The 25,597-nt window shown below is 63.4% G+C and carries 25 protein-coding genes and 1 pseudogene; 16 read left to right on the top strand and 10 right to left on the bottom strand.

Going from position 1 to position 25,597, the window contains the following annotated elements; genetic code table 11:
- Nucleotides 1–6 precede the first annotated feature (6 nt).
- Both CFE28_06090 and CFE28_06085 read right to left on the bottom strand, forming a co-directional pair.
- A complete protein-coding gene (locus tag CFE28_06090; GenBank protein ID OYU69606.1) occupies nucleotides 7–1,911 on the bottom strand; it encodes a hypothetical protein in 1,905 nt (634 codons plus the stop codon).
- Nucleotides 1,912–1,918: 7 nt separating this feature from the next.
- Nucleotides 1,919–2,224, bottom strand: coding sequence for a hypothetical protein (locus CFE28_06085; GenBank protein OYU69605.1), 306 nt, complete (start codon nucleotides 2,222–2,224; stop codon nucleotides 1,919–1,921).
- Between the two features lie 62 nt (nucleotides 2,225–2,286).
- Between CFE28_06085 and CFE28_06080 the strand changes: the two genes are divergently transcribed.
- From CFE28_06080 to CFE28_06070, 3 genes are all read left to right on the top strand, one after another.
- Nucleotides 2,287–3,087 carry a dehydrogenase gene (locus CFE28_06080; GenBank protein OYU69604.1) on the top strand — a complete coding sequence of 267 codons (801 nt, stop codon included), beginning with the start codon at nucleotides 2,287–2,289 and terminating at the stop codon, nucleotides 3,085–3,087.
- Entirely contained in the window at nucleotides 3,002–3,598 is a 597-nt protein-coding gene (locus tag CFE28_06075) for a kinase (protein ID OYU69603.1), read from the top strand. Before CFE28_06080 ends, CFE28_06075 begins: the two co-directional genes overlap by 86 nt.
- 93 nt (nucleotides 3,599–3,691) lie before the next feature.
- Nucleotides 3,692–5,608, top strand: a complete 1,917-nt coding sequence (locus CFE28_06070) for a penicillin-binding protein (GenBank protein OYU69602.1) — start codon at nucleotides 3,692–3,694, stop codon at nucleotides 5,606–5,608.
- A gap of 482 nt (nucleotides 5,609–6,090) precedes the next feature.
- On the opposite strand, the pseudogene CFE28_06065 reads toward CFE28_06070, so the two are convergent.
- The 3 genes and pseudogenes from CFE28_06065 to CFE28_06055 all read right to left on the bottom strand — a co-directional run bounded on the left by CFE28_06065 (nucleotide 6,091) and on the right by CFE28_06055 (nucleotide 8,487).
- Nucleotides 6,091–6,897: pseudogene (locus CFE28_06065) on the bottom strand (curli assembly protein CsgG).
- A 365-nt stretch (nucleotides 6,898–7,262) separates the two neighbouring features.
- Complete coding sequence (locus tag CFE28_06060) at nucleotides 7,263–7,697, bottom strand: endonuclease (protein ID OYU69601.1); 435 nt, start codon at nucleotides 7,695–7,697, stop codon at nucleotides 7,263–7,265.
- A gap of 94 nt (nucleotides 7,698–7,791) precedes the next feature.
- Complete coding sequence (locus tag CFE28_06055) at nucleotides 7,792–8,487, bottom strand: hypothetical protein (protein ID OYU69600.1); 696 nt, start codon at nucleotides 8,485–8,487, stop codon at nucleotides 7,792–7,794.
- 310 nt (nucleotides 8,488–8,797) lie between these two features.
- Here CFE28_06055 and CFE28_06050 point away from each other — a divergent pair, with 310 nt between their 5' ends.
- The 9 genes from CFE28_06050 to CFE28_06010 all read left to right on the top strand — a co-directional run bounded on the left by CFE28_06050 (nucleotide 8,798) and on the right by CFE28_06010 (nucleotide 16,339).
- A complete protein-coding gene (locus tag CFE28_06050; GenBank protein ID OYU69599.1) occupies nucleotides 8,798–9,703 on the top strand; it encodes a curli assembly protein CsgG in 906 nt (301 codons plus the stop codon).
- 118 nt (nucleotides 9,704–9,821) lie between these two features.
- Nucleotides 9,822–10,295, top strand: coding sequence for a transcription elongation factor GreA (locus tag CFE28_06045; GenBank protein OYU69598.1), 474 nt, complete (start codon nucleotides 9,822–9,824; stop codon nucleotides 10,293–10,295).
- Nucleotides 10,286–11,275, top strand: a complete 990-nt coding sequence (locus CFE28_06040; protein OYU69597.1) for a nucleoside-diphosphate sugar epimerase — start codon at nucleotides 10,286–10,288, stop codon at nucleotides 11,273–11,275. The genes CFE28_06045 and CFE28_06040 overlap by 10 nt, the downstream gene beginning before the upstream one ends.
- Nucleotides 11,276–11,373: 98 nt before the next feature.
- On the top strand, nucleotides 11,374–11,829 hold the full coding sequence (locus tag CFE28_06035) for a hypothetical protein (GenBank protein OYU69596.1): 456 nt from the start codon (nucleotides 11,374–11,376) through the stop codon (nucleotides 11,827–11,829).
- 6 nt (nucleotides 11,830–11,835) lie between these two features.
- A complete protein-coding gene (locus tag CFE28_06030) occupies nucleotides 11,836–12,864 on the top strand; it encodes a hypothetical protein (GenBank protein ID OYU69595.1) in 1,029 nt (342 codons plus the stop codon).
- 51 nt (nucleotides 12,865–12,915) lie between these two features.
- Nucleotides 12,916–13,902: a thioredoxin-disulfide reductase gene (gene trxB / locus CFE28_06025; GenBank protein OYU69594.1), complete on the top strand. Its 987-nt coding sequence runs from the start codon at nucleotides 12,916–12,918 to the stop codon at nucleotides 13,900–13,902.
- Nucleotides 13,903–13,911: 9 nt separating this feature from the next.
- Nucleotides 13,912–15,210, top strand: coding sequence for a UDP-N-acetylglucosamine 1-carboxyvinyltransferase (locus CFE28_06020; protein ID OYU69593.1), 1,299 nt, complete (start codon nucleotides 13,912–13,914; stop codon nucleotides 15,208–15,210).
- 164 nt (nucleotides 15,211–15,374) lie between these two features.
- A complete protein-coding gene (locus CFE28_06015; protein OYU69592.1) occupies nucleotides 15,375–15,833 on the top strand; it encodes a hypothetical protein in 459 nt (152 codons plus the stop codon).
- Nucleotides 15,834–15,853: 20 nt separating this feature from the next.
- Nucleotides 15,854–16,339, top strand: coding sequence for a hypothetical protein (locus CFE28_06010; protein OYU69591.1), 486 nt, complete (start codon nucleotides 15,854–15,856; stop codon nucleotides 16,337–16,339).
- Here CFE28_06010 and CFE28_06005 read toward each other — a convergent pair.
- Nucleotides 16,336–17,184 carry a carbonic anhydrase gene (locus tag CFE28_06005; GenBank protein OYU69590.1) on the bottom strand — a complete coding sequence of 283 codons (849 nt, stop codon included), beginning with the start codon at nucleotides 17,182–17,184 and terminating at the stop codon, nucleotides 16,336–16,338. The two genes, CFE28_06010 and CFE28_06005, sit on opposite strands and share 4 nt — an antisense overlap.
- A gap of 72 nt (nucleotides 17,185–17,256) precedes the next feature.
- Complete coding sequence (locus CFE28_06000) at nucleotides 17,257–18,411, bottom strand: cell wall hydrolase (GenBank protein OYU69589.1); 1,155 nt, start codon at nucleotides 18,409–18,411, stop codon at nucleotides 17,257–17,259.
- A 185-nt stretch (nucleotides 18,412–18,596) separates the two neighbouring features.
- Here CFE28_06000 and CFE28_05995 point away from each other — a divergent pair, with 185 nt between their 5' ends.
- Genes CFE28_05995 through nadC form a run of 3 tightly spaced genes read left to right on the top strand, consistent with a single transcriptional unit; the run spans nucleotide 18,597 to nucleotide 22,041 of the window.
- Nucleotides 18,597–19,682, top strand: coding sequence for a quinolinate synthase (locus CFE28_05995; protein ID OYU69588.1), 1,086 nt, complete (start codon nucleotides 18,597–18,599; stop codon nucleotides 19,680–19,682).
- Nucleotides 19,682–21,199, top strand: a complete 1,518-nt coding sequence (locus CFE28_05990) for an L-aspartate oxidase (protein ID OYU69587.1) — start codon at nucleotides 19,682–19,684, stop codon at nucleotides 21,197–21,199. The genes CFE28_05995 and CFE28_05990 overlap by 1 nt, the downstream gene beginning before the upstream one ends.
- Nucleotides 21,196–22,041 carry a nicotinate-nucleotide diphosphorylase (carboxylating) gene (gene nadC, locus CFE28_05985; GenBank protein OYU69586.1) on the top strand — a complete coding sequence of 282 codons (846 nt, stop codon included), beginning with the start codon at nucleotides 21,196–21,198 and terminating at the stop codon, nucleotides 22,039–22,041. The genes CFE28_05990 and nadC overlap by 4 nt, the downstream gene beginning before the upstream one ends.
- Here the strand turns inward: nadC and CFE28_05980 are convergent.
- Both CFE28_05980 and CFE28_05975 read right to left on the bottom strand, forming a co-directional pair.
- Nucleotides 22,038–22,463 (bottom strand): hypothetical protein, encoded by a 426-nt coding sequence (locus CFE28_05980; protein OYU71581.1) that lies wholly within the window; start codon nucleotides 22,461–22,463, stop codon nucleotides 22,038–22,040. The two genes, nadC and CFE28_05980, sit on opposite strands and share 4 nt — an antisense overlap.
- Nucleotides 22,464–22,539: 76 nt before the next feature.
- Nucleotides 22,540–23,226: a thiamine biosynthesis protein ThiJ gene (locus tag CFE28_05975; GenBank protein OYU69585.1), complete on the bottom strand. Its 687-nt coding sequence runs from the start codon at nucleotides 23,224–23,226 to the stop codon at nucleotides 22,540–22,542.
- 81 nt (nucleotides 23,227–23,307) lie between these two features.
- Between CFE28_05975 and CFE28_05970 the strand changes: the two genes are divergently transcribed.
- Nucleotides 23,308–24,249, top strand: a complete 942-nt coding sequence (locus CFE28_05970) for an AraC family transcriptional regulator (protein ID OYU69584.1) — start codon at nucleotides 23,308–23,310, stop codon at nucleotides 24,247–24,249.
- Here the strand turns inward: CFE28_05970 and CFE28_05965 are convergent.
- The gene (locus CFE28_05965; GenBank protein ID OYU71580.1) at nucleotides 24,246–25,196 is read right to left on the bottom strand and encodes a cell wall hydrolase; all 951 of its coding nucleotides are present in this window, start codon (nucleotides 25,194–25,196) and stop codon (nucleotides 24,246–24,248) included. The genes CFE28_05970 and CFE28_05965 overlap by 4 nt on opposite strands.
- Nucleotides 25,197–25,597: the final 401 nt, after the last annotated feature.

Raw genomic sequence — 25,597 nt, 5'->3', positions numbered from 1 at the left:
CCTAAATCAGGCCCTCATGCCGTCCGCTGACGCCGGGTAGACGAAATGGTCAGCCCCTTGGGCATTGCGGCGGGGCGACAACTTCTGGATCCTCTTGCGCTCATACATGTCCTGATCCGCCCGCTCCACCACTGCCATGATGTCAGTGTCCTCTTCGGTGCTCAGGGCGAAGCCGACAGCCACGCCGACCTTCACGGCCAGGCCATTCAGCCGGATGACCTCATCCAGGCAGGATTCCAGGTTGTCGACCGTACGCACGGCCTTGAGGGAGGTAATGTCACCACGGGTCAGAATGGCGAACTCATCGCCCCCCAACCGCGCGATTACGTCCTGTGAGCGGGTGACCGAAGAGAACCGTTTGGCCACAACCCTCAGCAACTCGTCGCCGACCGCATGCCCGTGGGTGTCGTTGATCTGTTTGAACCCGTTGAGGTCAAGGAAGAAGACACCGCACTTTTCTCCGGCGCCCAGTCGGACCTCGCCAATGGCGCGGTCAAATCCCAGGCGATTGCGCACGCCCGTAAGCGGATCCGTCACCAGCTTGCGCTCAAGGTCATCCACCAGAACTGTCTGGTCGGTCACATCGCGGAAAACCGCCAGCGCCATGTCGCCGCTCAGCCATTCCAGCCGCCAGGTTGTCCCGCCGAAGTCTTTCTGAACCCCACGCAGGCCGCCGTGCGCAAGCGATGACATGCAGTATCGGGACACTTCCGGGCCAATCCAGGCTCTGGGCGCCCTGGTCAGACCGAAGGCGCGAACAGCCTCGGCATTGGCGCGCTTGATGACGCCGCCGACGCCCAGCAGCAGGACCGGCTGGTCAACCTGAGCCTGACTGCGCCAGGCCCAGGCCTCTTCAGGGCTCAGGTCGCCGGCCAGGAAGGTCTTCACCAGCTCATGCAGTTGCAGGCGGAGTGCAACCGCCGTCAGCAAGGACCCTGTCAGGATGAGCGCCAGCGCCAGGGGATAGACCGCCTGTCCAGCTATCTCTGTGGCAAGGAGCCCGGCTGCAATGGCGACGCCTGACGCCGCCAGGCATGACGCCGTCAATGTCCAGGCGGTGCGCAGGAAGGCTCCCAGCCAAAGGCCAGCTGCGACACAGGCCAGGGCGAGCCCCGCGCCGGTCCATCCTGCGATCACCTTGCGTGCGGACGCCTCCCTGTCGACAGACTGGGCGCCAACCAGGAAGAAGGGACCACGATCTGTCAGTCCATAAACGGGCATGGCGACGCGGGCCCTGGACGCCACGCGGGTCAGAGAGACAACGACAACCTTGTCCTTGAACTGCGCCACATTCTCAGGGTTTCGGGCTGCATCCAGGGTCACTGTCCTGACGGACCCGGGCGCTATGGAAAGGTCCAGTGGAGTGGATTCCGCTGCGATGTTTCCTGACGAGAGCCAGAGAGCGGCGTTGGCGAAGTGGGCTCCAGCCGGGCTCGCAACCGACCGGAAACGGCCATCCACATCGGGCGTCAAGGCGCCTTCAACCTGTATCGCAGACTCATAGAACCCCTTGGGTCTGGGCAGGTCCTGTCGATTGTTCGAAGCAATAGCCACCCGGTCTTCACCAAAGCGCCTGATCGCGCCTTCCAGGTCCCGATCACCCTGGTTGGCTTCTTCTCCACTGAAGATAAAGTCCAGCAGAAGTCTTTGGGCGCCGCCGGCTCGGGCGCTGTCGACCACGTCGGCAATCGCAGATCTCTGGGCGGATACATGCTCAAGGCGAACCAGGTCCTCCTGGGTCATCCTGACAAAGACATACCTGTCCGAAACAGCAACCTGCCCTCTCGCCAGCAAGAGGTCGGTCACCGCACGGTCGACCCGAACCAGGGGGTTCAGGCACCAGATGGCCAGGGCGAGCGGCAAGGCCACCCGCAAGGTCTTCCAGAGTGGTCGCTTGGGACTTGCCGACACGGTCTGACTACCGGGTGGTGGCCGACACGTTGGGCTCGTCGCTCAGGGCGGCGGCTATCCCGTTATAGGTCTGCTCGAGAGACGCCCCAAGATGCGAGGCAGCACCGAGGATCACCAACCCCATCACAGAAGCCATTAGGGCGTACTCAATGGCGGTCGCGCCGCCCTCGTCGCGGTTCAGCTTCGAAGCCAGGGCAGACAGGTCGGAAACAAAGATCGATTTCATGTTCAGGGTCTCAAATCGGGACTGTTCCCCCTGAAATCGGCAAGTCGTGTGCCAATTTTCCGGCTGGGCCGTGCTCGCCGCTTGCATGCCATGGTCGTTCGGCTAGGCATGTCGCCAACCAACTTAACGCCGATAAGGGAGGACTTCACATGGCGGGTCGAGTTCAAGGCATGGTGGCCCTGGTCACAGGCGGATCCAGCGGCATCGGCCGCGCCGCAGCCGAGCGCCTGGCGCAGGAAGGCGCCCTGGTTGTCGTCACCGACCTGCAGGACGCCAAGGGCGCTGAAGTCGTCGCCGCCATCCAGGCCATGGGCGGCAAGGCCGAGTACCACCACCATGACGTCACCCAGGAACAGGCCTGGATCGACGTGATCGCCGCCATCAAGGCGCGACACGGCCGCCTCGACGTCCTGGTCAACAATGCCGGCATCGGCATTTCCGCTTCAGTCCTGGATATGACCCTGGCCGATTTCCAGCGACAGACCGCCATCAATGTCGACGGCGTCTTCCTGGGCTGCAAGCACGGCATTCCCCTGATGCGGGCCAGCGGCGATGGCGGCAGCATCATCAACATCTCGTCCGTCGCAGGCCTGAAGGGCTCGCCCATTCTCGCGGGCTATTGCGCCACCAAGGGCGCAGTCCGGCTCTTCACCAAGTCCGTCGCCATGGAATGCGCCAACGCCAAGGACGGCATACGGTGCAATTCGGTCCACCCCGGCATCATCGAGACCCCGATCTGGGACACCATCATCGGGACGGGTGAACCCGGAGACAATGCCCGCGCACCCCGTAGCGCCACCCTGGACGCCATGACCGCCGACGCCGTTCCCCTGGGGGTCAAGGGGCTGCCGGAGGACATTGCCAATGGCATTCTCTGGCTGGCCAGTGCGGAAAGTCGCTATGTCACCGGCGCCGAGCTGGTCATTGACGGGGGTTTCTCCGTCAAGTAGCCGCAGTCCCATGACCGCCACACTGCATGTGATCTTCGGCCCCTCTGGCGCCGGCAAGTCCACCTACGCCCAGAGCCTGGCTCGTCGGGAGCCTGCCGTCCATTTCGCGATCGACGACTGGATGGCCCGGCTCTTCGCTGCAGACATGCCTGATCCGATCGAGTTCACCTGGGTCATGGAGCGGGTTGAGCGCTGCGAGGCCCAGATCTGGTCGGTGGCGGCAGGGGCCATGGCAGCAGGAACCAGTGTGGTCCTTGACCTGGGCCTCACCCGCAAGGGCGACAGGGCACGGGTGGCTGAAATCGCCCAGGCCTGCGAGCTGCCCTTGCAGTTCCACTTTGTAACGGCGCCCAGGGACATCCGCCGGGCGCGGGTGCTGTCCCGCAACGAAGTGAAGGGTGAGACCTTCTCCATGGTCGTCACGCCGCAGATGTTCGACTTCATGGAGGGCATTTACGAGGCGCCGGACGCCGATGAACTGCAGGGCGCCATCGTCTCTGAGAGCAACTAGATTACCGCGAATTATCTTGGCCTGGAGCCGGGAGCACGACACAAGATCGCCCTCATTCGTCGGCATTTGCAGGCCGGTTAGAGGAGCCTTCCCGTGATTGGACTAGTCGCAGCCGTTTCAATCACAGGCGCCCTCTCGGATCTGCCGCGCCTGCAGGACATACCGCCCCTGCCCGCCATACGGCGCGACCCCCAGATCACCTATCTGGACCGGAATGGTCAGGTTATCGGCGTTCGCGGGGGACGCTATGCTCCGCCCGTCGATATCTCGCGCCTCCCCGCCCATATCCCCGCCGCCTTCGTCTCCATTGAAGATCGGCGGTTCTACGAGCACAGCGGGGTTGATCCGATGGGGATCGCCAGAGCCATTGTCGCTGATATTGCCGACGGCAAACGCCAGGGCGCCTCGACCATCACCCAGCAGACCGTGAAGAACGTCTTCCTGACCTCTGAGCAGACGGTGGAGCGCAAGGCCAGGGAAGCGGTCATGGCCATGCAGATGGAGCAGACCTATTCGAAGAAGCAGATCCTGGGGCTCTACCTCAGCCGGGTCTATTTCGGCGAAGGCGCCTATGGACTTGAGGCGGCGGCCCAGCGTTACTTCAACAAGCCGGCGTCCAGACTGTCTGTGCGCGAAGCGGCCATGCTGGCTGCGATCCTGAAGGCGCCCAGCAATTACAATCCTGTCGATCAGCCCAAGAAGTCGGCGGACCGCACGGCTCTGGTCCTGAACGCCATGGTCGAGACCGGCGCCATCACCCCGGCTCAGCATGCCAAGGCGCTGGCCGAGAAGCCGCGGGTCTGGAAAACATCACCCACCGCGCCTGCCCAGTACTTTGTCGACTGGATCGACACCCAGGCAAAGGCCCGGATCGGCGCGCAGAAGTCCGACCTGATCGTCGAAACAACCCTCGACATGCGCCTGGAAAGCGATGCTGCAGACGCTGTGCGAGGCGCCGTCAGCACCCACTACAAGCAGGGCGTCCAGCAGGCGGCCGTTGTGACACTGGATGGGTCCGGAGCTGTCCGCGCCTTCGTGGGCGGGGCCGACTACGCCAAAAGCCCCTTTGACCGTGTGGTCGACGCCCACCGCCAGGCGGGGTCGGCCTGGAAGCCGTTTGTGTACCTTGCCGCCCTCGAAACCGGGCGCAGCCCGGATGACCTGGTCGTCGACGAGCCTGTGACCATATCCGGCTGGTCCCCCAGCAATTACGAACCGGGCAATCTGGGCCCGATCTCCATGGAGGTCGCCCTGGCCAAGTCGGTCAATACAGTCGCCGCAAGGCTGGCCGACGAGGTCGGTCGGCCCAATGTGGCGGCGCTCGCCCGCCGGGTCGGCATTGTTTCCACCGTGAATACAGATCCTGCCATGGCTTTGGGGACGACCCTGGTCACCCCGCTCGAGATGGCCCAGGCCTATACGACCTTCGCCAATGGCGGCAATCGCGTGAACGCCTATGGTCTGCTGCGCATCCGCGCCGCGTCGGGCGGCGTGATCTATGCCCGGCCAGCGGTCGCCGGGGTTCCCGCCGCCGGCAATCCCGCCCTCAGCCAGCTCAACCGCATGCTCCGCGCCGTGGTCACGTCGGGCACCGGAACCAAGGCGGCGCTGAAGGGCTATGACGTGGCCGGCAAGACCGGCACCACCTCAGATTACCGGGACGCCTGGTTCGCAGGCTATACCGGCCAGGCGACGACTGTGGTCTGGGTCGGGAGAGATGACTCAAAGCCCATGGTCCGGGTGACCGGTGGCAGTGTGCCGGCCGAAATCTGGAAAGGGGTCATGGGCGTCGCTGTCAGACGCATACCCGTAACTGCCATTCCCTACGGACCGCCGTCAGTCGTTCCCCTGCCCCCGCCTCCTGAAGTCGCCCCGCTCAATCCTGCAGCGCCCGCTCAAACGGAAACAAAGGCCCAGTCGCCTGGGCCTTTATCACCTGAACCTCTGTCACCTGAGCCGGATTCTCCGGAGCCCAAACCTTCCGTCGCCGCTTCGGCGCCCCTCGGCTAGCGCCGCCAGCTGTCCCGAAGGTAACGGGGCAGGTCCTGAGGCTGACCCTGATAGGGCTGCTGGTACTGCTGCTGGTACTGTTCCTGGTATTGGGGCGCGTACTGCTGGGGCGCGTACTGGGGCTCAACCTGGCTTTGATATGCCCCCGGATACTGCGACTGGGGAGCCTGACTGACCTGCGGAAGGGGCTCTTCGTATCGGCCCTGATATTGTGACTGATACTGGGATTGCGACGAATAGCTGTCCCGGTACTGGGGCTGGTATTGGGGCTGGTATTGGGGCTGGGGCGCCGCATAGGTCGGCGCAATGTCGCGGTTGTCATAGGCCGGAGGGTTATAGGTCGGCCGGACATAGGAGGGCTCAGCCTGGCGCAGCATCGGGCGGGGCTCGTCATAGACGGGCGGATTATAGACCGGGCGGACCGAGTCCATGGCGGCGTACTTCCGGCTGGTGTCCGACATGCAGCCTGAACCGTTTTCCCCGGTATAGACGAAGTCGGCCAGCTGATAGACGCCCAGTTCGATCAGGGCGCGGACGCCAGCCTGGATCGGCTCAATGGCGCTGACACCGCCGGTCAGGCCGAGGATCTTGCGCGACTTGCTGCCGCCCAGTGTGGCCTCGTTCTCATGACCGATGATCTGCTTCTGGAAGGAGACCGTCTTCACCACTTCCTGGGTGGTCGAGTTCACAAGCCGCAGGTCGACGCCAACATTCAGGACATAGTTGCGGTTGGTGATCTGGCCCTGGCCAGCCGGATTGAGGGGGTTGGAAGCAGCGCTGCTGCCAACCAGCTGGAAGCCGGACGACTTGATGTTGTTGTTCAGTTCGGTGACCCCGCCGACAATATAGTAGCCTGAGCCAGCGATCTGACCGGCCAGGGTCTTGCGATAGTTGTTGGGGTCAATGCCGGCCCGCTCAGGGGTGTCAGACAGCAGATGCTGCTTGGCATAGTTGAGTTCGATCTCGGAAACTGACGAGTCCAGGCGCTCAACAACAGGCAGCCCGGCCTTGCCAAGGGCTGTGATGGCGAAGAGCGAGGCGCCCTGGGTCACCTTCGCCCCTTCATCGAGATTGCTCTTGCCGGTCATGTCGGCAATGCGGCCGACCGCCATGCGAGGCGCTGTCCATCCGCGGCGATGGGCGGTATCGGCAAGACAGAACAGCGAGCCGGAATAGGCGGTCTGGTTGTCCGTTGCGAGCGCGTCTCCTGTGGTGGAGACATAGTTGCCGGCGTCGCGGGCCTGCGCTTCGGAGGCTACCAGTTGCGGGCCAAACAGAAGACCAACCATGGCTGTGGTCTTCAGCAGGGTCTTGAACGTCGTCACCGTATTCATATCGCAGGTCCGTTTCTGTATCTGCTTTCCCGACCGCCTTGTGCGTCAGGGTTTCTTGTCCATCGGATTTGCAAGGGCGAGGCCAGAGCGCACCCCTGGGGCGAGGACGATTTTTTCTTTTTATCTTCAATGTGTTGGGTAATTTTCCGCGGCGCTTCAGCCTCGACTTCCCGCGCCAGGCGAACAGCCTGTGCCAATTTCACCTGAAGCATCGTCTTGTTTTGAGACAGGCCGGCAAACGCCAAAAGCCCGACGCCCGTTTGCAACGGGCGCCGGGCTTCCAGGCGAATTCGGAGCGAGCGCCCCGTAAACAGGAATGACTAGTTCAGCTGGCCTGTGCTGGTCTGGGTCCCGCCATTGATGGTGGTGACCGCCGACAGGGCGCCATTGTTGATCTGGGTGGTGTTGAGAACGATGGTGTTCCAGTTCCCGCCGACCTGAAGATTGATCAGATTGCCAACCGCATAGTTGGTCGTGCTGATCGCGCCGCTCTGGAGCGTCGCCGCCCCTCCGGACATGCCGCCCGTAAGGAACTGCGAGCCGCCCTGGCCGGTCTGGATCAGACCATCCTGGACAACGCGGTTATTGTTGGCGTCCCGGGTCGAGGGATTGAACGCGCCCGTAACACTGCCGCGCGCATTGCCATATCCCGCTTCAAGGCTTGGCGTCGCGCTGATCCCGCCAGCACCAGCAGCCTGGGCGGAAGTGCCGATCAGGCAGAGCGCCGCAGCGCCCAGAAGGATGATCTTCACCATGGTTGCACCTGCTTCCTGGAAAGGTGGAAATACAAAGACACTGAGCAAAGGAAGGCGCCCCGACCCGGCGAACCGGATCGGGGCGGCCAGGCTCTTAGGAACCGGGGGTGAGCTTCCAGCTCAGGTTGTTGCCAATGGCCGAGCCGCTGACGTTCACGTTGGCGCCGGCATAGCCGAGGTTGACGTTGGCGGTCGCGTTGACCGGAGCCCAGGACGAGGTCTGGGTGTTGTTGATCTGGGCCACGCGGCCTTCGATGCTCAGGTTGTTGGCGACGGCCGTGTTGGCGACGTCGACATCACCACCAACCGTGTTCAGGTTGACGTTGGCGATGGCGGTCGGGTCGTAGGACACGGTCTGGACGTTGTTGACCGTGGGAGCGGTGGTGCAGCAGGCGCCGAGCTTGATGCTGGCGTTGTTGGCGACCACGGTGTTCTCGACGTCGAGAGCGCCGCCCACATCGCCGAGACCGGCGGTCTTGGCGCCGACATTGACCGTCGACGAAATGTTGGTGCCGTAAGAGGCGAAGGACTGGTTGTTGTTGATGGTGCCCGTGGTGCCTTCGCCGGCGTCGATCGACAGGTTGTTGGCGACTGCGGTGCCGGAGACCTTCAGGTCGCCGTGGACGCCATCGACCTTGACGTTGACGGCATTGGTCAGGACGGCGTGGGTGAAGGTCTGGGTGTTGTTGATGGGCGGGAACAGTTCGCAGGCGGAGCACTGGGCCTGGGCGGAACCGGCGATGGACAGGGCGCCAGCGGCGAAGGCAATGGCGGACATGTAGCGAAGCATTTTGAATTCCTTTTTCAAACCGAGACCACAGCGGCCTTGGACCTCCGACTGCAGACACCGTGCCAATTCGCCGCACCATCCATAATCTATTGTTTTTATTGTATTGTATTCGCTCCGACCTGGAATTTAGGGTGAATCCCAGGGGGTGTCCGGTCGTTTGGAAACAGATCTTGGGGAGAACATCCATTGGAAGACTCCCACAATGAAACACCACTGCGGGTAGCGCATACCATGTCTTAAGGGCTGCCGGTTTAAGTCGGCTCCATGCCCCGAGAGCGCTCTGGGCCCAGGGAAACAAGTCGAGGCCTCCATGCCGTTTGAATCTGGCCGATCGCCTAAACGTCCATTGGTGGCCGCCTGCCTTGCAGGGGTCTGCCTTACGGCCCTGTCTGGCTGCACGACCCTGGACTCCAAGACCGGTCTCTATGCCAGGCCCACAGGCGGCGCGCCGGCCACTGACAATGTCTCCAGCTATACCGATGCGCTTACTTGCGAACTGAAAATGGCGGCGGACCGGGGTCTGGCCTCGCCGAGGGTTACGGTTGGTCGCATAGCCGACCTGACTGGCAAGTATGACCTTCAGACGGGATCGCAGATCGGCCAGGGGTCAACCCTGTTCGCCCTGACGGCCCTGGGCCGGGCCGGATTCAGGGTGGTGGAACGTTACGACACCACCGTTTCAGACATTGAACTGGCCTATGCCAAGGCGCACACCCTTTCAGACAGCCCGGAACTGGCCGGAAAGGCCGCCGACAACTACCGGCGGATCTTTGAAGGTCAGGTGGCGGGGTCCGACTACTACATCGTCGGCGGCGTCACCGAGCTGAACTCCAATATCAGTTCCAACGGCGTCGACCTGGGGGTTGGAGCGCTTGATGTCACCTCGCCCAAGGGCACGTTCCGCGCCCGCAACTATGTCATCAATGTCGCCATCGATCTGCGCCTGGTGAACACCCGGACCCAGGAAGTGGTCGACATCGTCTCCTATCAGAAGCAGGTCATTGGCCGGGAGATCAAGGCCGGGGTCTTCGGCTTCGCCAACGGAACAATTTTTGACCTGTCCGGGGGAACCAGCAGTATGGAACCTCTGCATATGGCCGTGCGCACACTTGTGGAACGGGGCATATTCGAGTTCGGTCAGACCCTTTATGGGATAGACGCAAGATCCTGCCTGCCCTCCTCAGGACGTGGCGGAAAGGGCAAAGGCCGCAGCTAGGCGTTGTGCGCCGCACGGCCTTGAATTAGCCAGCAGTTTCGACTAGTTTCTTCCCCCCGGCCGCTCACGCCCAACGGTCGAACCTGTATTCCCAGGGCGAACCCGAGTCCCATCTGCCATGGAAAAAGTCCCGATGACCGCCGAGGGCTATCAAGCTCTCGACGACGACTTGAAGCGTTTGAAGACCATCGAACGGCCGGCCGTGATCGCTGCGATCTCGGAAGCCCGGGCGCATGGAGATCTTTCCGAGAACGCCGAGTATCACGCGGCCAAGGAACGTCAGGGCTGGATTGAAGGCCAGATTGCCGACATCGAGGACCGGATGGCTCGCGCCCAGGTTATCGACGTCTCCAAACTGTCCGGCACCCAGGTCAAGTTCGGCGCGACCGTTTCGGTGGTGGACGAAGACACCGAGGATGAAGCCCGCTACCAGATCGTCGGCGAGCACGAGGCCGATGTGAAGGCTGGCAAGGTGTCCATCACCTCCCCGATCGCCCGCGCAATGATCGGCAAGGAAACCGGCGATGTGGTGGAAGTAAACACCCCTGGCGGCGTCAAGGCTTACGAGATCCTCAAGGTCGAGTGGGTCTAGCCCCGCTTCGCATCTGGGCGGTGTCCGACGGACGGGCCGGCAATGCCGGGCCGGCCCTCGGTCTGGCTGAAGCCGTTTCCCGCCGCACACCTGCGGAAATTGAGGTGAAGACGATCGCCTGGAAGGGCAGGATCGGGCGTTTACCCTGGTTCCTGAATCCATTTCCGGTTCAGGCCCTGACTCCTGACAGCGACATTTCGGCGCCCTGGCCTGACATCTGGATAGCTGCGGGGCGGGCCACCCTGCCCCTTTCTGTCAGAATGCGGCGCTGGTCCCAGGGCAAATGTCTTGTGGTCCAGATCCAGGACCCGCGCATGCCAACCTCGCCATTTGACCTGGTGGTAGCTCCCAAGCACGATCGAACCCACGGCGACAACGTCCTGCCCATAACGGGGTCGCCCCATCGCGTGACGCCAGACAGACTGAGATCGGAGCTGGCGAGGTTCGCCTCCGTGCTTGAACCCCTTGCCCATCCGCGGCTGGCCGTTCTGATCGGCGGAAAATCCAAGGCGCATGACCTTTCGCCAGAGCGCGCCTCTGCCCTGGCCCGGGACATAGAAAACGCCATCGCGAATTCTGGTGGATCCATCATGGCGACCTTTTCCCGCCGCACCCCGCCAGACGCCCGCCGCATACTTTCAGCCCGCCTGGGGCATCTGCCCGGGGTCATCTGGGATGGGGAGGGCGAGAACCCCTATTTTGCCTTTCTTGGTGCTGCAGACGCCGTTCTGGTCACCGAAGACTCAACAAACATGGCGACCGAGGCCGCCGCGACCGGCAAGCCGGTGTTCATTGCCAGAATGGATGGCGGAAGCCTGAAATTCAGGCTCTTCCACCAGGACCTCGAGCATCTTGGCATAGCCCGACCCTTTGAGGGCGACCTGCACGCCTGGACCTATCCCCCATTGGCGGAAACCGATAAGGCGGCTGACGAGGTGATTGCTCGCGCCGACCGCCTCTTGCCTCAACGACAGGGGTGACACCTGCGGCATTCTGCCGCAATTAATCGTTAACGTGATTCCGACCTCGGAACGTGCCACCCCTATTGCGCACCCAAGACCTGCAAGGCGTTCTGACTATGAGTGTCGAAATCCGCTTCGCGGCCCTCAGCGATGTCCCGGACATACTCCGGGTCGACGCCGTCGCTGAGCGTGAGGAGCGCCGCTACGACTACATCAGCAATGCAATTAGGGGCGAGATGGGCCGAACCGTGAAGGTTCTGCTTCTGGATGATCGGATCACAGCCTTCGCCGTCCTGGGTGAGTTTTTCGGCCACCCCTTTCTCGAACTGATCGCAACAGCGACCAACCGGCGCAGGATGGGCATAGCGTCGGCCCTGCTATCCAATATTGAAATCGGCCTCACTGACGACCGCTTCTTTGTGTCCGCCAATGAGTCCAATGTCATCATGAGAGACCTGCTGGTCCAGCGGGGCTACCGGATCACCGGCATGGTGGAGAACCTGGATCCGGATGATCCCGAAATCTTCTTCGTGATCTACAAGGCTGCGATCGACGCCCAGTTGGAGGTCTGAAGGCGGATGCTTCAGACCAATTCCCGTTTCCTGTTCGTCGCTTCAGGTCACGCAGGCCATGGCATTGATCATCTGGCCCGCAGCCTGATCCTTGCCCAGGCCCTGGCGGATTGCGGCGGCGCCTGCACCTTCATTGCAACCCCGGAAAACACCCAGCGCCTCAACGGCCTTTCGCCTGCCATGGCCCGAACCACTTCGGCAGGCGACACCTCAGACGAGATATGCAGGGCGGCGGCCCGTGTGGAGTATGACGCTGTCGTCATTGACCATCCGGGACTGGGGCGAACAGACCACGAGGCTCTGGCCAAGGACCGTCCTTCGGTCATTCTTGACGACGCCGCCGATCGGGAAATTGGCGGCCGGATCGTTGTCAATCCGGCCATGAACTCTGATCCGGCCAACTACAAGGCGCTGGCGCCCGAAAGCGCGGAAATCCTGACGGGACCGATCTTCGCCCTTATGAGCAGCGAGTATGCGCAACAGCGGCTTGGCCGTGTTTTCGAGCCCGGATCTGTCCGGCGTTTATTGCTTTCCATTGATGCTGATACGCCAACCGACCTGACCGTGCGCATGGTCGACCACCTGAGACCCCGGCTCGGGGATGCAACCCTGGAAGTGCTCCTGCCAGAGGATTTCGAAGGTCGGCGCGGCCTTGACCGGATCTCAGCCCGTGACCCACGCCTTACCCTGAACAACCATCCTCTGGAGCGTCCAAGGATCGCTGCACGGGCCGATCTCGCCATATCTGCAATGGGTGCCGGACTTTGGGAGGCCTCAGCCCTGGGTCTGCCCCTGATCGCTGTGGCAGTCCGGCCATCGGACAGGGAAACCGCCATCAGGCTGACCGAACTTGAGGCCGCCATCTGTATTGACTCAGAGGACCCGAATTTCGAAAGCCGCCTGGAGCGCGCCTTTGTCAGACTCGTCGCAGACCTGACCCTGCGCGCGAAACTCAGCGCCAATTCGGCAGCCCTGACCGACGGAACCGGAGCGAGCAGGATCGCGCAAAAGCTGATTGAGCTTTTGCCGCGCTGAATCTGGGCGTACGGCATCGCGCAGGACCAGAATCTCTCTTACATGTGAGACATGACCACGACGCCCCGCACTGCCCGCTGCCTGATCATCGGATCTGGCCCCGCCGGATACACCGCAGCGGTCTATGCCGCCCGCGCCCTGCTGAAACCCGTTCTGATCCAGGGCATCCAGCCCGGCGGCCAGCTGACCATCACAACCGATGTCGAGAACTATCCCGGTTTTGCCGAGGTGATTCAGGGACCCTGGCTCATGGAGCAGATGCAGGCCCAGGCCGAGCATGTGGGGACCGAAATCATCACGGACATCGTGCTGAAGGCCGACCTGTCCCAGCGCCCCTTCCGGCTGGAATGCGACAGCGGCGCGGTCTGGCTGACCGAGACCCTGATCATCGCCACGGGCGCCCAGGCCAAGTGGCTGGGTCTGGAAAGCGAGCAGAAGTTCCAGGGCTTCGGCGTCTCGGCCTGCGCCACCTGCGACGGCTTCTTCTATCGCGGCAAGAACGTGATCGTGGTCGGCGGCGGCAACACCGCCGTGGAAGAGGCCCTATTCCTCACCAACTTCGCGGCCAAGGTCACGGTCGTCCACCGCAAGGCCGAGTTCAGGGCCGAGAGGATCCTGCAGGAACGCCTCTTCGCCAATCCCAAGGTCGAGGTCATCTGGGACAGCGCTGTTGAGGAAGTCGTGGGCTCGGCCGACCCCATGAGCGTGACCGGCGTGAAGCTGAAGAACGTCAAGACCGGCGCGATTCAGGACGTCTCCGCCGATGGTGTGTTCATCGCCATTGGCCACGCCCCGGCCTCGGAACTCTTCAAGGGCCAGCTGGAAATGGACGCTTCGGGCTATCTCAAGGTCCGCCCGGGCTCGGCCTCCACAGCCATCCAGGGGGTCTTTGCGGCTGGTGATGTCACTGATGACGTCTACCGTCAGGCCGTAACGGCGGCAGGCATGGGCTGTATGGCGGCCCTTGAGGCTGTTCGTCTGCTGGCCGAAGAAGACCATGAACACAGGGGCGCCGTCCCTGCATCCGCAGCCGAATAGGACGCGACCATGACCAATCTGATCGTGCGCGGCGGTCGTCCCCTGCGCGGGACCCTGAGCCCCTCAGCCAACAAGAATGCGGTCCTGCCCATACTGTGCGCGACCCTGCTGACGGAAGAGACCGTCACCCTGCACCGGGTTCCGGATATTACGGACGTCCGCAAGATCCTGGATTTCTTCAGAAATCTGGGCAGCTCGGTTTCCATGGATTTCGAGACCGGCACCCTGGTGGTCAAGCACTCGGCTGGCCTTGACCCAAAGGCGGCCCACCTGCCCCTGGGCATGCGCTCGACCCTGATGCTGATCCCTGCCCTGCTGCACCGGTTCAACGCCGCGAGCATCGAGGAGGATGCGACGGGCTGCACCCTCGGCGCCCGGGAAATCGACCCACATATCGAAGTCTTCCAGACCTTCGGGGCCCAGGTCGATCGCGAACCGGACGCCCTGCACATCGCAACGCCGGCGGGATTCACAGCAGCAGATCACTGGCTGGACTATGCCTCGGTCACAACGACCGAGAACTTCATCCTCTGCGCGGCCACGGCAAAGGGTCGCTCCCAGCTCACCAACGCGGCCTGCGAGCCCCATGTCCAGGAATTCTGCACCTTCCTGACCCGGATGGGCGCGAAGATCGAAGGGGTTGGCGGATCCCGTATCGTCGTCACCGGCGTCGAGGCCCTGCACGGCGTCGAGTTCACCTTCGCCGACGACTTCCACGAGATCGCCACCTTCCTGGCCATGGGCGCCATCACGGGCGGCGAGGTGAAGATCAAGAACGGCGCTGTGGAGCAATTCCCCCTGCTGGACCGCACCTTCGCCAAGTTCGGCGTCGAAGTGACCCACAAGGACGGCTATTCCAGCGCCCGGATCGACGGTCGACTGAAGATCCGCGAGCCTTTCACAACCAACATCCTGACCAAGGTCGAGGCGGCGCCCTGGCCCTATGTCCCGGCTGACCTCCTGCCGATCTTCATCGCCCTGGGCGTCCGCGCCGAGGGGTCAGTGATGTACTGGAACAAGGTTTATGAAGGCGCCCTGGGCTGGACTTCGGAACTGGGCAAGTTCGGGGCCCATGCGGTCCTGTGCGACCCGCACCGGCTGATCATTTATGGCGGCAAGCCGCTCATGCCTGCCACGGTTGAAAGCCCCTACATCATCCGCGTCGCCATCGCCCTCTTCATGCTGGCCGCCAGCATTGAGGGGGAATCCATGATCCTGAACGCGGCGCCCATCCAGCGGGCCCACCCGAAGTTCGTGGAAAACCTGAACGCCCTGGGGGCTGATGTTTCCTGGGTCGCCGGGGATTAGTCTCCCGCTCCCCGGGTCAAGCCGACTTCAGGCGTCAGAGACCAGAATGACGTAAAGGCTGTTGAGGCTAGGATCGCCGTCCGGCATGATTGGGGGATCGGGCTCCAGGATCAGGCCCGGCCGACTTCAGGCCCTTCAGCAGGGAAATCCCGGGAGCCTCCGCCATGCCTGTTCACATCCTCAATCGCCCTGCCCTGCGCATTGCTGCGGTCCGTCACAAGGGCCCGCCCCAGGAAATCGGCGCAGCCTTCGACAGGCTTATGGCCTGGGCCGGTCCGAAGGGAGTTGTCATGCCCCCGGCGGTGGGCGTCGCTGTCTATCTCAGCGACATGACGACCGTACCGCCCAAGGACCAGGAAGCCCTTGCCGGACTGACGGTGGGGCCTGATGTTGAGGGAGACGATGTGGTTGAAATCCATCAGGTTCCGGGCGGGAAGCAGGCCGTCCTGCTCTACAAGGGACCCTATGCCCAGATCGGCAAGGGGTATCAGGAGCTCTTTGGCTGGCTGTCGACCAGCGGCGAGGCGCCAGCGCCCCTGCCCTGCTGCGAGATCAATCTCAACGATCCAAGGCAGACCGCGCCTGAGGATCTGCTGACCGAGCTCTGCCTTCCCCTGAGGTGAGATTTCCCTATGCTTGCGGCATGATCCGCTATGCAAAGCCTTCCGATCACCCGACCATCCGCAATGTGGTCGCGGCCGCCTTTGAGCGCACCGATGAGGCCGATCTGGTGGAGCGTCTGCGAGCCGACGGCGACGCCATGTTCGAGCTGGTTGAAATCGACGGCGAAACCCTGGTTGGCCACATACTGTTCAGTCGTATGTGGGCCGACAGCCTTAACCTCTATGCGGCTCTGGCGCCGGTCTCGGTGAGGCCTGACCTGCAGAAATGCGGAACCGGGGGGCGGCTGATCCGCGCCGGCCTCGATTCCGCAAAGGAATTTGGGGCCGCCGCAGTCATCCTGCTGGGACACCCAGCCTATTACCCAAGGTTCGGGTTCAGCACAGAAGCAGCCAGGAACCTGAAGTGCGCCTTTTCCGGCTCACCAGCCTTTATGGCGAAGGCCATTGAGCCGGGCGCCCTGGATCAGCCCCTGACTGTCGTCTATCCAGACGCCTTCGGGGTCTAGCTGCGAGCGGGGGTAACCCGTCCGTCATCCAGGTCATAGCGGGCTGCGACGATCTTGAGTTTCCCGGCCAGGACCCGCGAGCGAAGCGGCGGGCTGCGGGCGAAGATTTCTGCGGCGGTCATGGCGGCGTTCATGGACACCGAAGAGTCCAGGCGATCGCTGGCGCCCTTGGGAACAGCGCCCACGGCCGGTGCAATCAGGGCCGCAAGGGCGCCGATCTTGGTGCCGACATCCTCTTCAGATCCATGACCGTCCAGGGCGTCTATGGTCGCCTTCACCGCGCCACAGCGTTCATGGCCAAGGACCATGATCAGGGTCGAGCCAAGGTGGATGACCGAGTACTCAAGGGATGCCAGGATGGCGTCATCAACCACATTGCCGGCGACGCGGGCGACAAACAGGTCGCCCAGCCCCTGGTCAAAGAGGATTTCCGGGGCGACCCGGCTGTCGGCGCAGGCCAGGATGGAGGCAAAGGGCTTCTGGCCCTTGGCGACTTCAGCCCGCCGCGACAATTCCTGGTTCGGATGGGTCGCGAAGCCCGACATGTAACGCACATTGCCATCCATCAGCCGGCTCATGGCGACTTCCGGATCGAGGCCGGCTTCGACCACGTGGGCGGCCTGGGGCGCCTGCTCTACAGGCGCTGCATGGGACGCCTGGGCGGAGCGGGCTGCCGGCGCCCTGGCCTTCTTCCTGGCCGGAGCGGAATGTTGGGCGGGAGCGTGCCCGGGAATGTCTTCGGCCAGGGCGGCTGCAAGTCCAAGGAAGCTGGCGCCAAGACCGAGAACCAGCCTCCGGCGACCCTGATTATGGCTGGAAACGCGGCCGGAATTTGAATCGGACATGGAGCCCCCCAAGGTCAAACGTCGAGGGTCCGTATCACGAGAGTCCTAACGCCCCGTTCACCTTCGGGTGGATCAGGGCTGGGGCGCTGTCGTTGTCGCCGCATCGGCCTCGCCCTTCTCGATCTTCTCAAGGGCGGCGTTGATCTGGCGGATTTCATCCGGCGTCGGCTTGCGTCGACTTGGAATCAGGGCGCCTTGAACCCGTGTCCGCTCGCCATCTACGGCAAGCGGGTCCGCGACCGTATAGGTCCGCACGTCTCCGGCCACGCCGAGGGTGACCTGCCGACCGGCAGGAACGCCCTGGACTTCCGGATTGAACAGGCCCTGGGTGCGCGCGTCCAGACTGCCCAGTATGTCGGGGGAAACATAGAATTCCGCACCGGCATACCGCCCTTTGAAGGCCGCCGGTTGGCCGCCAGGGCCAGTCCAGCGGTAGAAGATGTGCTGCCCGATACGAACCATCTTGACCAGGGTTGGCGCCCAGTACGGCGCGACATAGCCGGCATGATAGTGGGTGGCTGTCCCGATCTCCTTGACCACATGGCCGCCAAGGGCCTGACGGGCCACAGCCTCCGCCTGGCGCCAGATCAGTGGATCGGGCGGTCTGCCCAGGGAGCCATCACAGGTAAAGGTGAACTGGCACCCCGTGGATCTTGAAGCCCCCTGATAGACGACGCCGCAGATCGACTTGGGATAGGCTGGATGCCTCAGCCGGTTCAGGATGACCTGGGCGACGGCTTCCTGTCCGAGTTTCGGCTCCTGCCCGGCCTCATAATAGACGGCCTGGGTCAGACAGGTCAGGGCCCGGGCCGTATCGTCCATGGAGGCCGCCAGGACAAAGGGGCGCATGGGAAGGATCGGAAGGGTCGAGAACGGTCGCAGGGCATTGATGTCCTCGGCGATGTCCGGGGTCGGATCCAGCATGAAGCCCAGATCCGGAGCCTTTGAGAGATCCAGAACCGCCCACCCGGTGGGTCGTCCCCAGAAGTCTGTACGCCGACCTGGGGTGTGTCGCGCCGCCAGCGCCAGGGCGCTGACCGACATGTGCGCCGTCTCACGGTCCAGCCAGGACTCTGAAAAGGGCTGCGGATAGGCGTCACGCGCCAGGTCCTCACCAGACTTGCGGGTTGCCTGAGGGGAGCACCCGACAAGCACCAGGACGAGTACGGTCAAGGCCACAAGTTGTCGGGAAAGAAACAGGATTCGGACTTCCTCTGCCGTCAGCACATGGCCTTACCATACCGAGCAGCCATACTGCCCCGGACCTTGGCCAAAAAAACGTCTTGGCGTCCGTCAGACACAGGTTTATATCTCCTCAGGACAGTTTTGCTCAATTCGAGCATATCTGCGGCGCCAAAGGACAAAAATCCCAGGCGCTTTTTTGAGGCGGGTGATTTGCTCACTGTGAGCATATGGAGGACCCCGTGGTACAATTGACGTTCACGCCCGAGGTTGAGGCCTCGACCCATGCGGCCTGGGAAAAGGTCAAAACCCACATCACGCCGATGGAATGGCGGGTTCAGGCTCCCCTTATCGAGGCGATCAACCGTCTCAAGCGGGAAAAGAACGCGGTCATTCTGGCTCACAACTACATGACGCCGGAAATCTTCCACGGAGTGGGCGATTTCGTGGGCGACAGTCTGGGCCTCGCAAAGGAAGCTGCACGGTCGAACGCCAGCATCATCGTCCAGGCCGGCGTTCACTTCATGGCCGAGACCTCAAAGATCCTGTCGCCGGACAAGACCGTCCTGATCCCGGATCTGCGCGCCGGATGCAGCCTGGCGTCTTCCATCACCGGCGCCGATGTCAGGCTGATCAAGCAACGGTTCCCCGGCCTGCCCGTGGTAACCTATGTGAACACCACCGCCGACGTTAAGGCCGAGACCGACGTCTGCTGCACCAGCGCCAACGCCGTTCAGGTGGTTGAGCACGTCGCGCGGGAGTGGGGCGTAGATCGGGTCATCCTGATCCCGGACGAATTCCTGGCGCGGAATGTCGCCCGGCAGACTGAGATCAAGATCATCGCCTGGAAGGGTCGGTGCGAAGTCCACGAACGTTTCAATGCCGATGACATAAGGGACCTCAAGGCGGCCTATCCTGGCGCCGAGATCCTGGCGCACCCGGAATGCCCGACAGAGGTCATCGAAGCTTCTGACTTCACCGGCTCAACGGCCGCGATGAATGATTACGTCCTGACGCGGAAGCCCAAACAGGTGGTGCTGATCACCGAGTGCTCCATGGCCGACAATGTGGCTGCCGACGCCCTCGACACCCAGTTCATCCGCCCCTGCAACCTGTGCCCGCACATGAAGCGGATCAGCCTGGAAAACATCTACGAGGCCCTGTTGCACGACCAGTATGAAGTGACGGTCGACCCGGCCATAGCCGAGCGGGCGCGACTGGCCGTGCAGCGCATGGTCGACCTGCCGCCGCCACTGGTTCCGGCGCGGTATGATCTGGTCAAGGCGCGCCACCATGTCGACGTGGAGCTGATCTGATGGCCGAACGGCGTCAGTTCGACGGCGTGATTATTGTCGGCGCGGGGCTGGCGGGTCTGTCCGCCGCCCTGGCGGCCGCGCCTTCGCGGGTCCTGGTATTGACCGGCGCGCCTTTGGCCCAGGGCTGCTCATCCGCCTGGGCCCAGGGCGGTATGGCGGCGGCCCTGAGTGCAGATGACCGCCCTTCCCTGCACGCCGAAGATACGGTCCAGGCGGGTGCCGGTCTGGTCGATCCAGCCATGGCGGCCCTGCTGGCGGCGGAGGGGCCCGAGGCGGTCCGCCACCTGGCGGATCTCGGCGCGCCGTTTGACCGGACTGAAGACGGAGACTTCGCCCAAAGCCTGGAAGCCGCCCACAGCCGGGCCAGGGTCGCCCGGGTGAAGGGTGATCAGGCCGGGCGCGGTATCATGAACGCTGTGGTCAAGGCCGTCCTCTCCTCCGGCCATGTTGAAGTCCGGAGCGGCGCTATCCTGCGGGGGCTTCTGCAGCAGACTTCCGGCGCAATCGCCGGCGTTGTCGTCCAGATGGATGGCCGCCTGATCGAGATCACCGGTCACGCCGTCATTCTGGCGACCGGCGGTATTGGCGGGCTCTATGGCGTCACCACCACACCAGCAGAACTGCAGGGCGATGGCCTGGCCCTGGCCGCCCTGGCGGGCGCCCAGATCGGCGATCCGGAATTCGTGCAGTTTCACCCCACCGCGATCGACATCGGCCGTGATCCTGCGCCCCTGGCCACCGAAGCATTGCGTGGCGAGGGCGCCAGACTGATCAACAGCGTCGGCGAAACCTTCATGGCGGCCTACCATCCGGACGCTGAGCTCGCCCCCAGGGACGTGGTGGCCCGGGCCATACACGCCGAACGGGCGGCTGGCCGAGGCGCTTTTCTCGACGCCCGGCAGGCTGTAGGCGATCACTTTCCCGAGGCCTTCCCGGCGGTCTTTGCAGCTTGCATGTCAGGGGGCGTTGATCCCCGCACCCAACCCATTCCTGTGGTCCCGGCCTGCCACTATCACATGGGCGGGATCGTCACGGATGCGGAGGGAGCCTCAACCCTTCCGGGCTTGTTCGCTGCGGGAGAATGCGCCTCTACGGGTGTCCATGGGGCCAACCGACTGGCCTCGAACTCTCTGGTGGAGGCTGCCGTATTCGGGTCCCGCGCGGGCCGAGCAGCCGCCAACCGCATCCCGACAGCGGCTGCCAAGAGCCTGAAACGCATCCTGCTCAATGCTCTGCCTGACAGCGCCCTCCAGGACCTGCGTCAGGCGATGAGTCGCGATGCAGGCGTGCTTCGCGATGCGGACGGCCTGCTTCGTCTGCTGGCCCTGATTGACAGGCTTGAGGCTGTTCATGGTCTGTGCGGAGCTCTAGTCTCTGCACGTCTGGTCGCCGCCTGCGCCCTGTCGCGCCGGGAAAGTCGGGGCGGACACTATCGCAGCGACTATCCCGGACAAATTCCGCCAGCCCGGACCCTGATAACCTTGAAGGGCGGCGTCATGGAGAGCCTTGCGGCATGATCGCGCCCCTTCCGGACCTGCTGATCGAACCGGTTGTCCGTGCAGCCCTGGCTGAAGACCTCGGCCGCGCCGGCGACATAACGGCCATGGCCTGCATAGCGCCTGAGGCTCGCCTCGATGCCGTGTTCGCCGTCCGGGGGAAAGGTGTCACAGCCGGACTGGCCTGCGCCCGGCTGGCCATTCTCGCCATGGATCCATCGGCCCGATTTGAAACCCTGGTGGAAGACGGCGGACTCCTGGAACCGGGAACCGTCCTGGCGAGGGTATCAGCCCAGGCCCGCGCCCTGCTTTCGGCCGAGCGGACGGCCCTGAACCTTCTGGGCAGGTTGTCTGGCGTTGCAACCCTGACCCGGGCCTATGTGGACGCCGTCGCCGGAACCGGCGCGCGGATCGTGGATACGCGAAAGACCACGCCCGGCCTTCGCCATCTTGAGAAGTACGCCGTTCGCTGTGGTGGCGGCGTCAATCACCGCTTCGGGCTGGATGACGCCATCCTGATCAAGGACAATCACGTGGCCGCTTGCGGCGGTGTTGGCGAGGCCTTGACCCGGGCCAGGGCGTTTGCGGGCCATCTGACAAAGATCGAGGTTGAGGTCGACAGCCTGATCCAGTTGCAGGAAGCCCTGCCTCATCGACCTGATGTGGTCATGCTGGACAATTTCAGTCTGGAAGACCTGCGGAGCGCTGTGGCGATAGCGAAGGGCGCAGTGACCCTTGAGGCCTCGGGCGGGGTTAATCTGATCACGGTCCGCGCCATTGCCGAGACAGGCGTCCAGGTGATCAGCGTCGGAGCCCTGACCCATTCGGCGCCGGTCCTGGATATCGGACTGGACGCCGTCTAGTTCGGGGTTCGGGGCCACCTCAGCGCCGTCCAGATCACCGCGACTGTAAGGGCGACCTCAAGGGCGACCACGATCTGGTAGAACGGGGGTGATCCGGGAAACGTCATCGCCTGGATCGCCGTGTAAACGCCGCCCAGCAGGACATTCAGCCATCGACTGATCACAGGCGGCAGGACAGCCGAGAGGACGATCATCAGGGACGGCGTCGCTAGCATGATCGAGACCCCGATCAGAATTTGTGGCGTTGCAGGACCCAACGGGCCCATACGACCGGCCGTCATGTCAGCGATCGTGCCGGGCAGATAGAGGCTGAAATAGTCATTATAGATGTAGAGGAACATCAGAGCCGTCCACATCAGGGCCAGCTTGATCTTTACGGGCAGCCGATAGTCCTCAAGCGGCGCCCTGGCGTTTTCAGTCATGCGAGCTTCCATTTTCCCGAGATCAGGGTTGCATGATCTGACTTCAGCCAGGGTCCGGTGTCCATAGGCGGCGCGTCTAACCCAGTCCCAGACGCCGCGCTGCTTCGAGCGCAGCCTCCCGACGCCCTCCTGCCGCCGGATCCATGGCGGCCCTCATGGCGGCCAGAACTTCAGGCGGCGCCGTTTCAGGGCGCCCAGAGGTGAACGGCGGCGCCGGGGCGTATTCCAGACCCAGTTGCAGGGACTGGGCGAAGGTTTCCCCAGCCAGTTCCGCCGCCAGGGTAAAGGCGAAGTCCAGCCCCGCCGTGACGCCGCCGCCGGTGATCAGATTGCCGTCACGGGCCACCCGGCTTTCGTCAATGATCACGCCAAAGGGCGTCAGGAGCTCGCGCCAGGCCCAGTGACAGGCCGCGCGGCGCCCGCCGATCAAGCCTGTCGCGGCCAGGATCAGTGAACCCGTGCAGACACTGGTCAGGTACTTGGCGCCCTTGGCCAACCGGGTGACCTCGGCCATGAAGGCTTCGTCCAGCATGGCCGCAGTGGTCCCGAAACCGCCCGGAATGCAGATGATGTCGCAGGCGGTCACCTCCCTCAGGTCGGAAAGGTTAGTGAAGGTCAGGCCATCGCCGACAATATCGACACCGCCCATGGAGGCCACAGTCACCCGGGCGCCGGGCACGCGGCAGAGGACCTGATGCGGTCCCGTGAAGTCCAGATGGGTCACTTCGGGGTAGAGGACGAAAACGATGTCGAGCTGGCTCATGGGTCAATCTCCGCATTTGACGCGTGCACAATGATACGAATAGGGTTCGGCTGAAATGACAAGTTTCCCTCACTTTCTGACATGACACGCTCCCTGGGCATGGTGATCTTTCCCGACTTCCAGTTGCTGGATGCTGCGGGGCCGATTTCCGCGTTTGAGATCGCGGAGGCTTATGCACCGGGGTCCTATGTCCAGAAGATCATGGCGGTCACGCCTGGCGAGGTCGTCAGCTCTTCGGGCGCCAGAATGATTGCCGAGCCTTTGAGCGAGCAGACCTTCGATACAATCCTGATTGCAGGTGGCGAAGGCACCCGTTCGGCCGCCCTGGACAGGACCCTCATTGCCTGGGTGAGAAGACAGGCCGCGACCGCCCGACGAACAGCCAGCATCTGCTCAGGCGCCTATGTCCTCGCCCAGGCCGGACTTCTGGACGGCAAGCGTGCGACGACCCACTGGGTAAGGTCTGTGGACTTCGCCCGTCGCTATCCGAAGGTAAGATTGGAGGCCGACCGCATCTATATCCGCGATGGCGCAATCTGGACATCGGCAGGGATCACTGCGGGAATTGACATGTCCCTGGCCCTGATAGCTGAAGACCTCGGAGAGGATGTCGCCAGAAGCGTGGCCCAGCAGCTCGTGGTCTACCACAGACGCCCCGGGGGGCAGTCCCAGTTCTCCGCACTGATAGAGATGGGCGGACCCGAGGGCCGTTTCGCCACCCTGCTCGACTGGATGCGCAGCCACATCTCCCAAGCCCTGACCGTGGACCGCCTAGCTGATCAGGCCGCAATGAGCCCGCGCAATTTTGCGCGCGCCTTCACAGCCGAAACCGGGATGACGCCGGCAAAGGCGGTCGAGCGTCTGAGGCTGGAAGTCGCCCGGGAACGGGTCGAGGGCAGCGCAGAGCCCATGGACCAGGTGGCCCGCAGCAGCGGATTTGGCGATACCGAGCGCATGCGCCGCGCCTTTGTCCGCGCCTACGGGCAGGCCCCCCAGGCCCTGCGACGCATGGCGAGGGGCTAGTTCGAGGACCCTGCGGGCTGAGGCGAAGTCTCGGTATGCGCCTTGCCGGCTTCACCCGCTGTGGGCTTCTGATCCGCCGGCGCAGAAGCCGGCTCAGGTCCGGCGACCATGGGACCGCCGACGCCGGCCGTCTTGGCCGGGCTCTCCACCAGAACCAGGGACGCCATACGCAGGTCAGGCGCCTCGGCCTCCGGCGCCATGGGCTGAGCCGTCATGTTGGGGAGATCACCGACCAGGCCGCGCGCGGCATTGTAGCCCGGACGGTAGAACTGGTGTGACCCTACCTGGGCGACCCTGAGAAGGCTGGCGCCCCAGTTCGGAGACACAGTCAGGTTGTGATAGTGGGTCGCATTGCCAACGGCCGCCATGACGACGCCAGACAAGGCGTCAGCGGCAACGGCCTGAGCGCGCCGCCAGGCCACTGGCTCGCGGCCCCGGCGGAGGGATCCGTCACAGGCAAATGAGAACTGGCATCCGGTGCTGCGCGCCGCGCCCTGGAAGACGACGCTGCAAACCGTCTTCGGAAAAATCGGGCTGCGGACGCGGTTCAGAACGACCTGCGCCACTGCTGCCTGCCCGGCTGCGGATTCACCACGGGCCTCGTAATAAACGGCCTGGGTCAGGCAATCGAGCTCGCGGGAGGATTCAAGGGCGCCCACCAGCCGGAAAGGCGCTGCTGGCGCTGAGTACGAGACCCGAAGGACCCGGGGCATGTCCATGGCGCCGCTGTCAGGTTCATGCCGTCGCAGGCTGGCCTCGAGAATGGCCATCTTGCGATCCTGCTCGCTGGAGCGGGCGGAACCCTGGGTGTCAAAAGGCCGGGCAAGACGAACGACGCCCGGATCCATGGCGGCTGCCGTCCGCAGCAGCACAGCTTCTGAAAAGCCCTCTGTTGCAGCGCTGGCGAGCCGCGTTGCTCTTGTGTGGTCTGTCGCGCTGCGTGCCATGCCGCCAGCCAGATAGGCGCCGCCCAGCGCCAGTCCGACCGCAGATCCCAGCAAAACAGCCCGGCTCACCGCACGCCTATCGGCGCGGGTTTGGGTGTTATTTAACAAAGAGTAGCGTCCCGTGTGGCGAGGGCGAAACGCCCCCAGACATCGTTGTCGCTCGGCGCCCCTGCTCTTGCTGGCGGCGCTCCGCGACGGGCCTACCCCGGACAGGTTGGGGCGTAGGCTTCGGCGAAGTTGAACTGTGTATGCCCGTAACAGGAGAGATTCGCAACCCCATGCCGCACTGCAGCATAAATTTCATGCGATTGTGGGATCAGGGTCACACCCATCGTCGTGGCCTGGCAATGGTTCCCGGTCTAGTCCAAGTGCGTCATGCAGGACGGGAAGACGCTTGGCAG

The organism is Alphaproteobacteria bacterium PA2, assembly GCA_002256425.1.
Taxonomy (GTDB): domain Bacteria; phylum Pseudomonadota; class Alphaproteobacteria; order Caulobacterales; family Caulobacteraceae; genus Phenylobacterium.
This window is presented reverse-complemented; position numbering and strand designations above follow the sequence as displayed.